This window comes from Pseudomonas arsenicoxydans (genome assembly GCF_900103875.1).
GTDB lineage: Bacteria > Pseudomonadota > Gammaproteobacteria > Pseudomonadales > Pseudomonadaceae > Aquipseudomonas > Aquipseudomonas arsenicoxydans.
Map to the genome: position 1 here is coordinate 5,477,995 of NZ_LT629705.1, position 12,527 is coordinate 5,490,521.

At 61.7% G+C, this 12,527-nt stretch carries 11 protein-coding genes and 3 pseudogenes; 5 read left to right on the top strand and 9 right to left on the bottom strand.

Annotation, left to right across the window (positions count from 1 at the left end; all coding sequences use genetic code 11):
* Positions 1-145 precede the first annotated feature (145 nt).
* Together BLQ41_RS25555 and BLQ41_RS25560 are read right to left on the bottom strand one after the other, a co-directional pair.
* The gene (locus tag BLQ41_RS25555; RefSeq protein WP_090188824.1) at positions 146-598 is read right to left on the bottom strand and encodes a DMT family transporter; all 453 of its coding nucleotides are present in this window, start codon (positions 596-598) and stop codon (positions 146-148) included.
* A gap of 2 nt (positions 599-600) precedes the next feature.
* On the bottom strand, positions 601-1,086 hold the full coding sequence (locus BLQ41_RS25560) for a DMT family transporter (protein WP_090186071.1): 486 nt from the start codon (positions 1,084-1,086) through the stop codon (positions 601-603).
* Positions 1,087-1,333: 247 nt separating this feature from the next.
* Between BLQ41_RS25560 and BLQ41_RS25565 the strand changes: the two genes are divergently transcribed.
* Positions 1,334-2,269, top strand: a complete 936-nt coding sequence (locus BLQ41_RS25565) for a LysR family transcriptional regulator (RefSeq protein WP_090186074.1) — start codon at positions 1,334-1,336, stop codon at positions 2,267-2,269.
* Between the two features lie 117 nt (positions 2,270-2,386).
* On the opposite strand, the gene BLQ41_RS31460 is transcribed toward BLQ41_RS25565, so the two are convergent.
* From BLQ41_RS31460 to BLQ41_RS25575, 3 genes and pseudogenes are all read right to left on the bottom strand, one after another.
* A complete protein-coding gene (locus BLQ41_RS31460; protein ID WP_408003521.1) occupies positions 2,387-3,208 on the bottom strand; it encodes a methyl-accepting chemotaxis protein in 822 nt (273 codons plus the stop codon).
* Positions 3,209-3,292: 84 nt separating this feature from the next.
* A pseudogene (locus BLQ41_RS31465) lies at positions 3,293-4,069 on the bottom strand (cache domain-containing protein); the annotation flags it as partial.
* Positions 4,070-4,257: 188 nt separating this feature from the next.
* On the bottom strand, positions 4,258-5,574 hold the full coding sequence (locus BLQ41_RS25575) for a Na+/H+ antiporter family protein (RefSeq protein WP_167360549.1): 1,317 nt from the start codon (positions 5,572-5,574) through the stop codon (positions 4,258-4,260).
* A gap of 456 nt (positions 5,575-6,030) precedes the next feature.
* Between BLQ41_RS25575 and BLQ41_RS31470 the strand changes: the two are divergent.
* Positions 6,031-7,101, top strand: a pseudogene (locus BLQ41_RS31470) (HAMP domain-containing protein); the annotation flags it as partial.
* A gap of 264 nt (positions 7,102-7,365) precedes the next feature.
* Positions 7,366-7,959 (top strand): annotated as a pseudogene (locus tag BLQ41_RS31475) (methyl-accepting chemotaxis protein); the annotation flags it as partial.
* A 124-nt stretch (positions 7,960-8,083) separates the two neighbouring features.
* Here BLQ41_RS31475 and BLQ41_RS25585 read toward each other — a convergent pair.
* From BLQ41_RS25585 to BLQ41_RS25600, 4 genes are read right to left on the bottom strand one after another with little or no spacing between them, the layout of a single operon-like run.
* Positions 8,084-9,397 (bottom strand): sensor histidine kinase, encoded by a 1,314-nt coding sequence (locus BLQ41_RS25585; RefSeq protein WP_090186086.1) that lies wholly within the window; start codon positions 9,395-9,397, stop codon positions 8,084-8,086.
* Complete coding sequence (locus BLQ41_RS25590; RefSeq protein ID WP_090186089.1) at positions 9,394-10,062, bottom strand: response regulator transcription factor; 669 nt, start codon at positions 10,060-10,062, stop codon at positions 9,394-9,396. Before BLQ41_RS25590 ends, BLQ41_RS25585 begins: the two co-directional genes overlap by 4 nt.
* Positions 10,063-10,065: 3 nt before the next feature.
* Positions 10,066-10,371 (bottom strand): PepSY domain-containing protein, encoded by a 306-nt coding sequence (locus BLQ41_RS25595; RefSeq protein ID WP_090186091.1) that lies wholly within the window; start codon positions 10,369-10,371, stop codon positions 10,066-10,068.
* Positions 10,371-10,679: a PepSY domain-containing protein gene (locus BLQ41_RS25600; RefSeq protein ID WP_090186094.1), complete on the bottom strand. Its 309-nt coding sequence runs from the start codon at positions 10,677-10,679 to the stop codon at positions 10,371-10,373. The genes BLQ41_RS25595 and BLQ41_RS25600 overlap by 1 nt, the downstream gene beginning before the upstream one ends.
* 278 nt (positions 10,680-10,957) lie before the next feature.
* Between BLQ41_RS25600 and BLQ41_RS25605 the strand changes: the two genes are divergently transcribed.
* A complete protein-coding gene (locus BLQ41_RS25605) occupies positions 10,958-12,037 on the top strand; it encodes a patatin-like phospholipase domain-containing protein (protein ID WP_090186096.1) in 1,080 nt (359 codons plus the stop codon).
* A gap of 85 nt (positions 12,038-12,122) precedes the next feature.
* Positions 12,123-12,479, top strand: coding sequence for a 6-carboxytetrahydropterin synthase QueD (gene queD, locus BLQ41_RS25610; RefSeq protein ID WP_081744008.1), 357 nt, complete (start codon positions 12,123-12,125; stop codon positions 12,477-12,479).
* Positions 12,480-12,527 lie beyond the last annotated feature (48 nt).

The following is a 12,527-nucleotide window of genomic DNA, read 5'->3' on the forward strand; positions in this document are numbered from 1 at the left end:
TCGGGTGCGCAATCGCTGGCACCGTCATACCAGTGTAGGAGCTGTCGAGTGAAACGAGGCTGCGATCTTTTGACGTTGGTTTTTTAAAAGATCGCAGCCTCGTTTCACTCGACAGCTCCTACAGCGCTCGTCAAGGAGTCCGGCGTCAGGCCTGACGGGTGTTGCTGCGGTACATGAAGAACAAGGCCAGCGCGAGACACGCCATTGCCACGATCCGGCTGCTCGACAACTCGATCGCCGGATTGCCCAGCCAGCCGAAGTTATCGATCAACATCCCCATGCCCAGTTGCCCGAGAATCACTGCCACGGTCGCCACCGCCGTGCCGACGCGCGGCACCGCGCCGACCATGACCATCATGTAGACCACGCCGAACAGCGCGCCGCTGAGCTGCCATTTCGGCACGTCCAGCAGGCTGACGGCATGGGCCGGTTCGAAAAACAGGATCAGCAACCCGGTGACCACCGCGCCGACCGCAAAGGTCAGCAAACTGCTGCGCAACACACCAACGGTTTCGCCCAGACGCCCGTTAATCGCCGCCTGAACACTCAACACCGCACCGGCGGCCACGACCACCGCCAACAAAATAATCAGATTCATCATCAACCCCGAGCGATCAGAACAAGTGCCGCGACAATCAGCAGCAAGGCCAGCCAACGTTCACCGTTGACCTTTTTGCGCGCGGTGCCGAACCAGCCGAAGTGGTCGATCAACACGCTTTTGCCGACCTGCCCGGAGAGGATCGCGATCATCGTCATGGCAATACCGATGTGCGGCGTGGCCATGGTCAGCACCACCACGTAGATCGGCCCAAGGAAACCGCCGATCAACTGCCAGCGCGGCAAGGTGTTCAAGGCCGGTCCCTGTTGCTTGCCGCTGAACAACAGCAGCAAGAACAGAATCGCCGAACCCACGCCGAAGATGCTCAACGTCGCCCATAAATGCCCGACCTGAACCCCGAGCGGGCCAAGCAGACCGGCCTCCACGGAAAGGCCCATGCCCGCCAGGATCACCAGCGGCAGCAACAACAGGCGCAGCCCGGGGTTGGTCGCTGGCGTCGCAGCGATGTCGATTGAAGAAGCTTGCATAAGGAAAACCTGCCAGTAATCAGTTAAGTCGCTGAACTGTGGGAGCGGGCTTGCCCGCGATGACGGTCTATCAGTTGATATTGCGGCGCCTGAAACACCGCCATCGCGGGCAAGCCCGGCTCCCACAGGGATCTGCGGTGTTAAGGCGTTAACCCGCCGGATGGCGCGCATTATCGGCTGGCGATCCTTTGCGATAAATGGGAGCATCCTGACAACACTTTTGCGTAAACCGCACAGCAGGATAACTATGCACGGCCTCAACGAACTGGGATTCAAGGCACTCCGGCTGTTTGTCGCGGTGCTCGACCACGGCAGTTTTTCCGAAGTCGCCCGCCGCGAAGGCCTGGCGCCCTCTTCGATTTCCCGGCAGATCCAGTTGATGGAACAGGCCTTGAACCAGCAATTGCTCTATCGCCATACGCGCGCCGTCACGCCCACCGAAGCCGGGCGCATGCTGGGCCATCACGCGCGACTGGTGCTGGTGCAACTGGAAGAAGCCGAGCAAGCCTTGCAGGAACAGCAAAGCGAACCGAGCGGACTGGTACGGATCAACGCGCCGGTGGTGTTCGGGCAGCGCCATCTCACGCCGTGGCTGGGGCAGCTGTGCGAGCGCTACCCGAAACTGCAATTGGATATCCAGCAGACCGACAGCTACATCGACCCATTACAGGAAGGCGCCGACCTGCTGTTTCGCATCGGCCCGTTGCACGATTCGAGCATGCAGGCGCGCATCCTCGCGCCGCACCGCTTTCAAGTCGCCGCCAGCCCGGCCTATCTGCAACGCCACGGCACGCCGCGACATCCCGAGGATCTGGCGGCGCATCAATGCCTGGCCTACAAAGGCGTGACGGGCCAACAGCGCTGGTTTTTCCGCCAGGACCAGCAGGACTGGACGCCCTACTCGGTGAAAGGACCGATCACCGGCAACCACGCCGACACACTCACCCAGGCCGCTGAACAGGGGCTGGGGCTGGTGATGTTTCCGTCGTGGCTGATTGGTGAAGCGGTGCGCAGCGGCACGCTGGTGCCGGTACTTGCGGACTATCAGGTGTCCAACAGCCTTGAGCCGCAGCAGATTGCGGTGCTGTGGCCCGGTAGTCGGCGGTTGTCGGTGAAGGTGCGGACAGTCATCGACTTCTTTGTGGAATGCTTCGGCACAGTGCCCTACTGGGACAGACCCTGATACCACATCCCCTTGTGGGAGCGGGCTTGCCCGCGATGAGGCCAGCACAACGGACACTGATGTCGACTGAACTGACGCCATCGCGGGCAAGCCCGCTCCCACAGGTTCTTCGGGGTGTCAGATTCGGAACTGTCCGACCAGTTTACCCAGGCGCTGACCGAGGTCGGCGAGGCTGCGCGAGGTCTGGGCGCCGAGTTGGGTTTCGTCGGCGACACTGTCCACCGCCACGGCAATCTGGTGCACGCTGCGGTTGATCTCTTCGGCCACGGCGGTCTGTTCTTCCGCCGCGCTGGCAATCTGCGCGTTCATCGAGTTGATGGTGCCGATCAACTGGGCCATGGTGTCCAGCGATGCGCCGGCCTCATTGGCCTGGGCCGAGGTGCCATCGCCCGCTTCACTGGAACGACGCATCGCTTCCACCGCCGATTGAGTCCCGGCCTGCAAACGGTCGATCATGCCCTGGATTTCCTGGGTGCTGATCTGCGTGCGACTGGCCAGCGCCCGCACTTCGTCGGCCACCACCGCAAAACCACGTCCCGCTTCGCCGGCGCGCGCTGCTTCAATCGCAGCGTTCAGCGCCAGCAGGTTGGTCTGCTCGGCAATCGAGCGAATCACCCCCAGCACGCTGACAATCGACGACACGTCTTTTTGCAGGCTGTCGAGGGACACGCCGCTGCTGCGAATGTCGTCCACCAACGCATGAATTTTCACAATGCTGCCCGCCACCACACGCTTGGCAGCCTGGCCTTCCTCGTCGGTTTGCTGGGCCGCGACCGCTGCATTTTGTGCACTTTTCGCCACTTCCTGCGCCGCCGCCGACATTTCGTTGATCGCCGTGGCGACCTGATCGGTCTCGTGGCGCTGACGCTCCATCGCCTGATCCGAACGCTGGGCCTGATCGGAGACCTGAGTCACCAGGCCGGTCAGCTGCGAAGTCATTTCGGTGATCTGGCGCACCAGGCCGTGGATCTTGTCGACGAAACGGTTGAACGAGCCGGCCAGTTCGCCGAGTTCATCCTGGCTGGTGATGGTCAGGCGACGGGTCAAGTCGCCCTCGCCCGCCGCGATGTCATCGAGGTTGGCTTTCATCAGGTTCAGCGGACGCAGAATGGTATTGGCCAGCAGCATCCCGGCGGCTGCGATCACCAACAGCACCACCACGGCAATCCCGACGATGCTCAGCACCACGCCTTCCATGCGTTCCTGGACCTTGGCCTCCACCAGGGCGACTTGCGCTTCGATGCCGTCAAGGTTGACCGAGGTGCCGACCGCCATGTCCCACTTGGGCAGGTATTCGGTGTAACCGAGCTTGGGCACCAGCACTTGGGTGTTGCCAGGCAATGGCGAGCTGTATTGCAGGTAGTGAGTGCCGTCCTTGGCGACGTTCACCAGGTCACGGTTGACGTAGACGCCGTTCGGGTCGCGGTTGTCCTTGAAGCTCTGGCCCACGCCATCGGGGCTGTTGGCCTTGAACAGGCGCACGGTGTTGGAGTCATAGCCGAAGAAGTAGCCGTCCTTGCCGTAGGTGATGCTCGACAGCAGCTTGATCGCCTGGGCCCGCGCCGCGTTATCGCCCTGGGCGGCCGCGTCGTACAACGGTTTGATCGTGGTCATGGCGACCGCGACGTAGCTTTGCAGGGTGGCCTTGGCATCGCTGAGCAGACGCTGGCGCGTTTCCTCGACTTCCTTGCGGGCCTGTTCCTGCAGAATGAACAACGTGGTCAGGCTGATGACCAGCGCAAAGAGCAACACCGGGAGGACGGCAAGGGACAGGACTTTAGCCTTCAGGCTCAGGCGCATGACGGTTCACTCTTTTGATTTTATTGGCGTGGTTAAAGGCTGTAACGGCACGCCGGACCAAAAGTTGAGTCAGGGTCACTTTGAACCTGTGGGAGCGGGCTTGCCCGCGATAGCGTCGGTACATTCAGTATCAATGTGACTGAAAGGCCGCCATCGCGGGCAAGCCCGCTCCCACAGGGTTAGAGGTGTTACAGAACCATCGCGGCGACCCAGCCAAACGCCAGCAGCGGCAGGTTGTAGTGCAGGAAGGTCGGCACCACGGTGTCCCAGATGTGGTGATGCTGGCCGTCGATGTTCAGGCCGGAGGTCGGGCCCAGCGTCGAGTCCGAGGCCGGCGAACCGGCGTCGCCCAAGGCGCCGGCCGTGCCGACGATGCACACGATCGCAATCGGGCTGAAGCCCAGCTGCACGCACAACGGCACGAAAATCGCCGCCAGGATCGGCACGGTGGAAAACGACGAGCCGATGCCCATCGTCACCAGCAGGCCGACCAGCAACATCAGCAATGCCCCCACGCCTTTGCTGTGATCGATCCACGACGCCGACGCCTCGACCAGGGTTTGCACCTCACCGGTGGCCTTCATCACTTCGGCAAACCCTGAAGCGGCGATCATGATGAAACCGATCATCGCCATCATTTTCATGCCTTCGGTGAACAGGTCGTCCGTGTCGCGCCACTTCACGATGCCCGAGACGGAGAAGATCAGAAAACCGGCGAGCGCACCGATGATCATTGAGTCCAGCAGCAACTGAATGATGAACGCCGCTGCGATAGCGACACCGGCGACCATCAGGCTCAGCGGGTTGTACTCAACCGCCACTTGCTCGACTTGTTCGATCTTTTCCAGGTCGTAGACGCGCTTTTTGCGGTAGCTGATAAAGGCTGCCGCCAGCCCCACGACCATGCCCAGAGCCGGAATACCCATGGCATGGGTGACATTGATGCCGGTGATGTCGACGCCGCTGCGGGCCACGTTGGCCAGCAGGATTTCATTGAGGAATATGTTGCCAAAGCCCACCGGCAAGAACATGTACGGCGTGATCAGGCCGAAGGTCATGACGCAGGCGATCAACCGGCGATCCAGTTGCAGCCGGGTCAATACATAAAGCAGCGGCGGCACCAGCAACGGAATAAAGGCGATATGTATCGGCAGGATGTTCTGCGATGCGATAGCCACCACCCAGAGCAGACCGATCAGCAGCCACTTGACCTGGCGGCCACCGCTGGCGTGCTGGCGATCGACCATCGCCAATGCCTTGTCCGCCAGCGCATGGGCCAGGCCGGACTTGGCAATCGCCACGGCGAATGCCCCGAGCAAGGCGTATGACAATGCCACCGTCGCGCCGCCGCCGAGGCCGCTGTTGAAGGCTTTGAGGGTGGCGTCGATGCCCAGGCCACCGGTCAAACCACCCACCAGCGCGCCGACGATCAGTGCGATCACGACGTGCACGCGGGACAGGCTGAGGATCAGCATGACGCCGACCGCAGCAATTACAGCATTAATCATCGTTACCTCAAGGCAAGCGAAATGAGCTCAGCCGGCAGTCTGCGAAGAGCCGCCAGCGGATCAAGGAATGGGTTTTATTAGAGGGCGCGCACTGTGCCGGACCAGTGCCGCCTTGTCAAAGCCGACTCAAATCCTTGTAGGAGCTCCTACAAGGGGATCACGGGGTTTAAAGAAAGCGGATTTACGGCCGCTACAGTGCAAAGTCTCAGATATTTATCGAATAAGGACGTCTCCATGTCGCTCAGACAACTTTCCATTCAATGGAAAATCACCCTGCTGGCCGGACTGTGCCTGGCCGGCATCGTGACCCTGCTGGTGGGTCTTTCGCTGTACCGCATGGAGCACAGCTCCGAGATGGTGAAAGCCTCAAGCATGGAGATGCTCACCGAGGCCGCGCAGGCCCGGATTGAATCCCAAGGTGAAAACCAGGCGCTGGGGATTCGCCAGCAGTTCATGGACGCCTATCAATATGGTCATGGTTTTTCGCGGCAGGTGCTGTTCCTGCGCGATCAAGCCGAGAAGCGTTTTCTGGACGCCTTCGACCTGCGTGAAGACCTGACCCGCCAGGTCAAATCGGCGCTGCAGGCCAACCCCGAACTACTCGGCCTGTCCCTGGTGTTCGAAGCCAACGCGCTGGATGGCAAGGATGAGCTGTTCGCAGGCCAGGCGGAGCTGGGCAGCAACGACAAGGGTCGGTTTGCCCTGTACTGGTCGCAACCGACGCCGGGCAAGGTCACCTCCATGGCGCTGCCGGAAAGTGACATGGCCGACACCAGCACCGGCCCCAGCGGCGAGCCGGCCAACGCCTGGTTCACCTGCCCGCGCACCACGCTCAAGCCCTGCGTGATCGAACCGTACTTCTATGCGATCGACGGCCAGAACGTGTTGATGACCAGCATCGTGTTCCCGCTGATAGTCAACGGCAAAGTCATCGCCTCGCTGTCGGTGGACATCAACCTCAACAGCCTGCAAGCCATGAGCCAGGGCGCCAGTAAAAAGCTCTACGACGGTCAGACCAGCGTCAGCATCATCAGCCCGGTCGGCCTGCTCGCGGGTTACAGCCCGGACGCCAGCAAACTCAGCCAGCGCCTGGACGCCGTGGACAAGACCAACGGCGCCGAGCTGATTCGCCTGCTTGCCGCCAGCAGCAAAACCGAAAGCCTGCACAATGATCATCAACTCAAAGTACTGTCGCCGTTCCTGCCGATTCCCGGTGGCAAGCCCTGGGGCGTGTTGCTCGACGTGCCGGAAAAAGTCCTGGTCGGCCCCGCCGATGCCCTGAAAAAACAACTCGACGACAGCAACCGGTCCGGCACGCTGGTCGAGCTCGGCCTGGGCGTGCTCGCCGCGCTGATTGGCTTGTTGCTGGTGTGGCTGATGGCCCGCAGCGTGACCAGGCCGATCCTTGGCGTGGCGCACATGCTCGAAGACATCGCCAGCGGCGAAGGCGACCTGACCCGGCGCCTGGCCTATGACAAACAGGATGAGCTGGGGCAGTTGGCCGGCTGGTTCAACCGTTTCCTCGACAAGCTGCAACCGATCATCGCCGAGGTCAAACGCTCGGTGCAGGACGCGCGCAGCACAGCTGACCAATCGGCCGCCATCGCCTCCCAGACCAGCGCCGGCATGGAGCAGCAATACCGCCAGGTCGACCAAGTGGCGACGGCGTCCCACGAAATGAGCGCCACCGCCCAGGACGTCGCCCGCAGCGCGGCGCAAGCGGCCCAGGCGGCACGCGATGCCGATCATGCGACCCGTCGCGGCCTGACGGTGATCGACCAGACCACCACCAGCATCGACAACCTCGCCGCCGACATGAGCGCAGCGATGGTGCAAGTCGAAGGCCTGGCGGCGAACAGCGAGAAAATCGGTTCGGTGCTGGAAGTGATTCGCGCCATCGCCGAACAGACCAACCTGCTGGCGCTCAACGCCGCCATCGAAGCTGCCCGGGCCGGTGAAGCCGGACGTGGTTTTGCCGTGGTGGCTGACGAAGTGCGCAACCTGGCACGACGCACTCAGGAATCGGTCGAAGAAACCCGACTGGTGATCGAGCAGTTGCAGAGCGGCACCCAGGACGTGGTCGGCTCGATGAACAACAGCCATCGCCAGGCCCAAGGCAGCGTCGAACAAGTGGGTCAGGCGGTCACGGCGTTGCGCCAGATTGGCGAGGCCGTGACGGTGATCAGCGACATGAACCTGCAGATCGCCTCGGCGGCCGAAGAGCAAAGCGCGGTGGCCGAGGAGATCAACAATAACGTAGCAACAATTCGCGACGTGACCGAATCGCTGTCGGGACAGGCGAACGAGTCGGCGCGGGTGAGCCAGTCGCTCAACAGCCTGGCGAATCAGCAGCAGGGATTGATGGATCAATTCAGGGTCTAACCCGGATTTAGTGCCCACTAAAGATCCAATGTGGGAGCGGGCTTGCCCGCGAATGCGGTGTTTCAGCAACAGAGATGTCGACTGACACACCGCTTTCGCGAGCAAGCCCGCTCCCACAGGATATTCAGCGTTTGGGTAATTGGATGATGACCTTCAACCCACCCCACTCACTCTCCTCAAGCCTCAACACCCCGCCCCACGAATCGACAATGTCGCGCACGATGCCCAATCCCAACCCGTGCCCGTCGGTCTGTTCATCCAGCCGCGTGCCCCGGCCGAACACCTGATCACGCTGCTCCACGGGAATGCCCGGGCCATCGTCTTCCACGCTCAACAAAAACCCTTCTGCCATCTCGACCACGCTCAAGCGAACCTCGGCATCCGCCCATTTGCAGGCGTTGTCCAGCAGGTTGCCCAGCAACTCCAGCAAATCCTCGCGATCCCACGGCAACTGCAAACCGCTGGGCGCCCGGTAGCTGAGGTCCAGGTGCTCGCCGTGAATCATGCGCAACGTCGCCAGCAAACCCGGCAGCTGCGCATCGCAATCAAACAACGCACCCGGCAGCGCATCGCCGGATAACCGCGCGCGGTTGAGCTCGCGATTGAGTCGCTGCTGAACCTGTTGCAGTTGCGCCTTGAGGGTCTTGCGCAACTCGGGATGAGCGTCGAGTTTCTCGCTCGACGCCAGGCTCAGCAACACCGCCAGCGGCGTTTTCAACGCGTGCCCCAGGTTACCCAAGGCATTGCGCGAACGCTTGAGGCTGTCCTCTGTGTGCGCAAGCAAATGGTTGATCTGCGCCACTAGCGGCTCGAGCTCCACCGGCACCTGATCATCGAGTTGCGAGCGCTGGCCCTGTTGCAGCTGGGCGATTTGCTCGCGGGCCTTTTCCAGCGGACGCAAGGCGCGACGCACCGTGATCCGTTGCAGCAGCAGAATCAGCAGCAGCCCCGCCAACCCCAGACCGATCCCGACCTGTTGCATGCGCCGAAAACTCTCGCGCACCGGGGTGTAATCCTGCGCCACGCTGATCGAAATCGACTGACCGAGCCGCCGATAGTCCGAACGCAGCACCAGCAACTGCTGGCCTTCGGGCCCCAGTTGCAGGTTGCTGTGCAGGCCCGGGTGGTCAAGGCTCGGCATCTCCTGATCCCATAACGAACGGGAGCGCCAGTGCTTGTCGGCGAAATCGATACGGAAGTAATGCCCGGAAAATGGCCGTTGATAGGCCGGCGACAGGTGCCGTTCATCCAGCTGCAAGCCTTGCGGCCCGCGCACCAGCGCCACCAGAAGGTTTTCACTGTCGTCACGCAGACCGGCTTCGAGGTAACGCTGCAAGCCCATTTCAAACAGCCACAGGCTGGTCTGCGCCAGCACCAGGCCGACAACCACCATCACGCTGATCAGGCCCAGGCTCAAGCGGCGCTGGATCGACCTCACCGGGCTTGCCCGCCGAACAGGTAACCCTGGCCGCGACGGGTTTCGATGACGCTGCGCCCCAGCTTGCGCCGCAGGTGGTTGACGTGCACTTCGAGCACGTTGGAATCACGCTCGGTTTCACCGTCGTAGAGGTGTTCGGCGAGGTGGCTTTTGGAAAGGATTTGTTCAGGGTGCAACATGAAATAACGCAGCAGACGGAATTCGGCGGCGGTCAGCTGGATGTCGGCGCCGTCGCGGGTCACGCATTGACGGCCTTCGTCCAGATGCCAACCGGCGGCCTTGAGCGTTGGCTGATTAGCCTGGCCGTGGGAGCGGCGCAACAACGCCTGGACCCGCAGGTGCAGCTCTTCGGGGTGGAACGGTTTGGTCAGGTAATCGTCGGCGCCGGCCTTGAGGCCTTCGATGCGCTCGGCCCAGGAATCGCGAGCCGTGAGGATCAGCACTGGCGTCATCAGGCCGCCGGCACGCCATTGCGCCAGCACCTCAAGCCCCGGCAAACCCGGCAGGCCGAGGTCGAGGATGATCAGGTCATACGGTTCGCTGCTGCCCTGATACACCGCGTCGCGGCCATCGGCCAGCCAATCCACGGCGTAGCCCTGGCGGTTGAGCCCGGCCATCAATTCGTCGGCCAGGGGCACATGGTCTTCCACCAGCAACAATCGCATCGGTCAGTCTTCCCTGTCTTTGAGCAAGCGGCCAGTGGCGGCTTCGATGTCCAGTTCGCGGACCACGCCTTGGGCGGTCAGCAACTCGACTTCATAAATGTAGACGTCATGTTTTTCTTCAAGCTCGGCTTCCAGCAATTTGGACCCCGGATAGCGGTCCAGCGCCTGTTGCAGCAGTTGCTCCAGAGGCAGGATGACGCCACGCTGACGCAGGCGCAGGGCTTCGTCCTGATCCAGGTCGCGCGCCATGACCACCGAGCAAAACGCCAGCAACAGCAGCGCCATGCTTGAAAATGAAAGCACCTTCATTACGTATCCTGATGATCCTTGAGTAGCTGGCCGCTGACCGCGTCTAATTCCAGGTCCCACTCAATGCCTTGTGGGTCGCGCAGCTCAACCTGATAGATGTACTTGCCGTACTCTTCTTCCAGCTCGGTTTGAGTGATTTTGGCGCCGGGGTGTTTGGCCAGAGCGGTGGCGTTGAGCTTCTCGAAAGACACAATGGTACCAGCGTCGCGCAGCCGCAGGGCTTCGTCGGGCCCCAGGTCACGAGCGTGGGCGATGCTGGCAGTCATGGCGATGAGGGATGCGGCGATCAGGGCAGTCAGGATTTTCATAAGGGGGTGTCTCCGTATTTTCTTATGTGTTGCCTACGCCGGGCACCTTAGCGAGCTGAACTTAACTGAAACTGAATTGCCATCATTGAAGTAGCACCTCGATATCATCGACCTGCACAAAAACCTGTGGGAGCGAGCCTGCTCGCGATGGGGGCGGCACATCCAGCATTGATGTTGCCTGACAGACCGTCATCGCAAACAGACTCGCTCCCACAGTCGATTTGTCGCGTTGCCTGACCTGTTTATAATCCGCCCGCTTGCCAATAATCGAGACCGGTATGACCGCCATCCACATCAAGTTCCCTGCCCTGACCCTCAAGGCCGGCCCTCGCGCCTTTGCGCGCATCCGTAAAGACGGTTTGAGCGCCGCCGATGTCGGCACGTTGCCAGGGGCGGCCGGTGGGCCAAAAGCGTTGGGAATTCAAGGTCTGGACCTGGCGTTGTTCGGCGAATGGTTGCCGGCCGCGCCGCGAGAGCGCTCGCTGATTGGCGCCTCGGTGGGTTCCTGGCGCTTCGCCAGCGCCTGCCTGCCGGATGCCGCCGAAGGTATTCGACGCCTCGGTCACCTCTACACCGGGCAGGACTTCGCCAAAGGCGTGACCATGGCGCAGATCAGCCAAAGCTCGCAGCGCATGCTCGATGAACTGCTCGACGGCCGCGATGCGTCGATCCTGAACAATGCCCATTACCGACTGAACATCATGGTGGTCAAAAGCCACGGCAACCTGGCCGACGATCATCGCGGCCGGCTCGGGCTGGCGCTGGGATCGGTGATCGCCGACAACTTGCGCGGTCGCGCGCGGCTGGCGCGGCATTTCGAGCGGCTGATCATCCACGACCCGCGCCTGATGCCTCCGGTCAATGCGCTGAACGATTTCCCGTCGCGCTTCGTCGCGCTCACTGCCGGCAACCTGCGCCAGGCCCTGCTCGCCTCGGGCTCAATTCCGATGGTCATGGAAGGCGTGCGTGATCTGCCGGGTGCTGGCGCCGGGACGTTCCGCGACGGCGGACTGCTGGACTATCACCTCGACCTGCCCTATAGCGGCAACGACATCGTGCTGTACCCGCACTTCACCGACCGGGTGATCCCCGGCTGGTTCGACAAGACCCTTCCGTGGCGCCGCGCCTGCCCTGCGCGCTTGCAGGATGTTCTGCTGCTGGCGCCGTCGAAGGACTACCTGGCGCGCCTGCCCTACGGCAAGCTGCCGGACCGCAACGATTTCAAACGCTTCATGGGCGATGCACCGAGCCGGCAGAAATACTGGCGAGCGGCGATGGATGAAAGCCGGCGTCTGGGCGACGAGTTCCTCGAACTGGCCGCCAATGGTCGCCTCGGCGAGCGCTTGCTGACCCTTTAGTCAGTGTTTTGCCCAGAGCTCTGGTAAACTCGCCGCCTGCCCACATCGCCGCGGCGATCGCCACCTGACAGAGCTGAAAATCACTGTGGAAATTTTCAAAGAGTTTACGTTCGAATCCGCCCACCGCCTGCCTCACGTGCCGGAAGGCCACAAGTGCGGTCGCTTGCATGGTCACTCGTTCAAAGTGGCGATCCACTTGAGCGGCGACCTCGATCCGCACACCGGCTGGATCCGCGACTTCTCGGAAATCAAGGCGATCTTCAAGCCGCTGTACGAGCGCCTGGACCACAACTATCTGAACGACATTCCTGGCCTGGAAAACCCGACCAGCGAAGTGCTGGCCAAATTCATCTGGAATGAATTGAAGCCCCTGCTGCCGGAGCTCAGCGCGATCCGTATCCATGAGACATGCACCAGCGGCTGCATCTATCACGGCGAGTAATCCGACCTGAAAGACAACGCATTCCCCTGAGGGAATGCGTTTCGTCAG

Excerpts from the sequence above, each read along its gene's own strand:
- BLQ41_RS25565 (WP_090186074.1), top strand. The coding sequence starts at position 1,334 with ATGCACGGCCTCAACGAACTGGGATTCAAGGCACTCCGGCTGTTTGTC.
- BLQ41_RS31460 (WP_408003521.1), bottom strand. The coding sequence starts at position 3,208 with ATGACTTCGCAGCTGACCGGCCTGGTGACTCAGGTCTCCGATCAGGCC.
- BLQ41_RS25600 (WP_090186094.1), bottom strand. The coding sequence starts at position 10,679 with ATGAAAATCCTGACTGCCCTGATCGCCGCATCCCTCATCGCCATGACT.
- BLQ41_RS25560 (WP_090186071.1), bottom strand. The coding sequence starts at position 1,086 with ATGCAAGCTTCTTCAATCGACATCGCTGCGACGCCAGCGACCAACCCC.
- BLQ41_RS25590 (WP_090186089.1), bottom strand. The coding sequence starts at position 10,062 with ATGCGATTGTTGCTGGTGGAAGACCATGTGCCCCTGGCCGACGAATTG.
- BLQ41_RS25605 (WP_090186096.1), top strand. The coding sequence starts at position 10,958 with ATGACCGCCATCCACATCAAGTTCCCTGCCCTGACCCTCAAGGCCGGC.
- BLQ41_RS25595 (WP_090186091.1), bottom strand. The coding sequence starts at position 10,371 with ATGAAGGTGCTTTCATTTTCAAGCATGGCGCTGCTGTTGCTGGCGTTT.
- BLQ41_RS25555 (WP_090188824.1), bottom strand. The coding sequence starts at position 598 with ATGAATCTGATTATTTTGTTGGCGGTGGTCGTGGCCGCCGGTGCGGTG.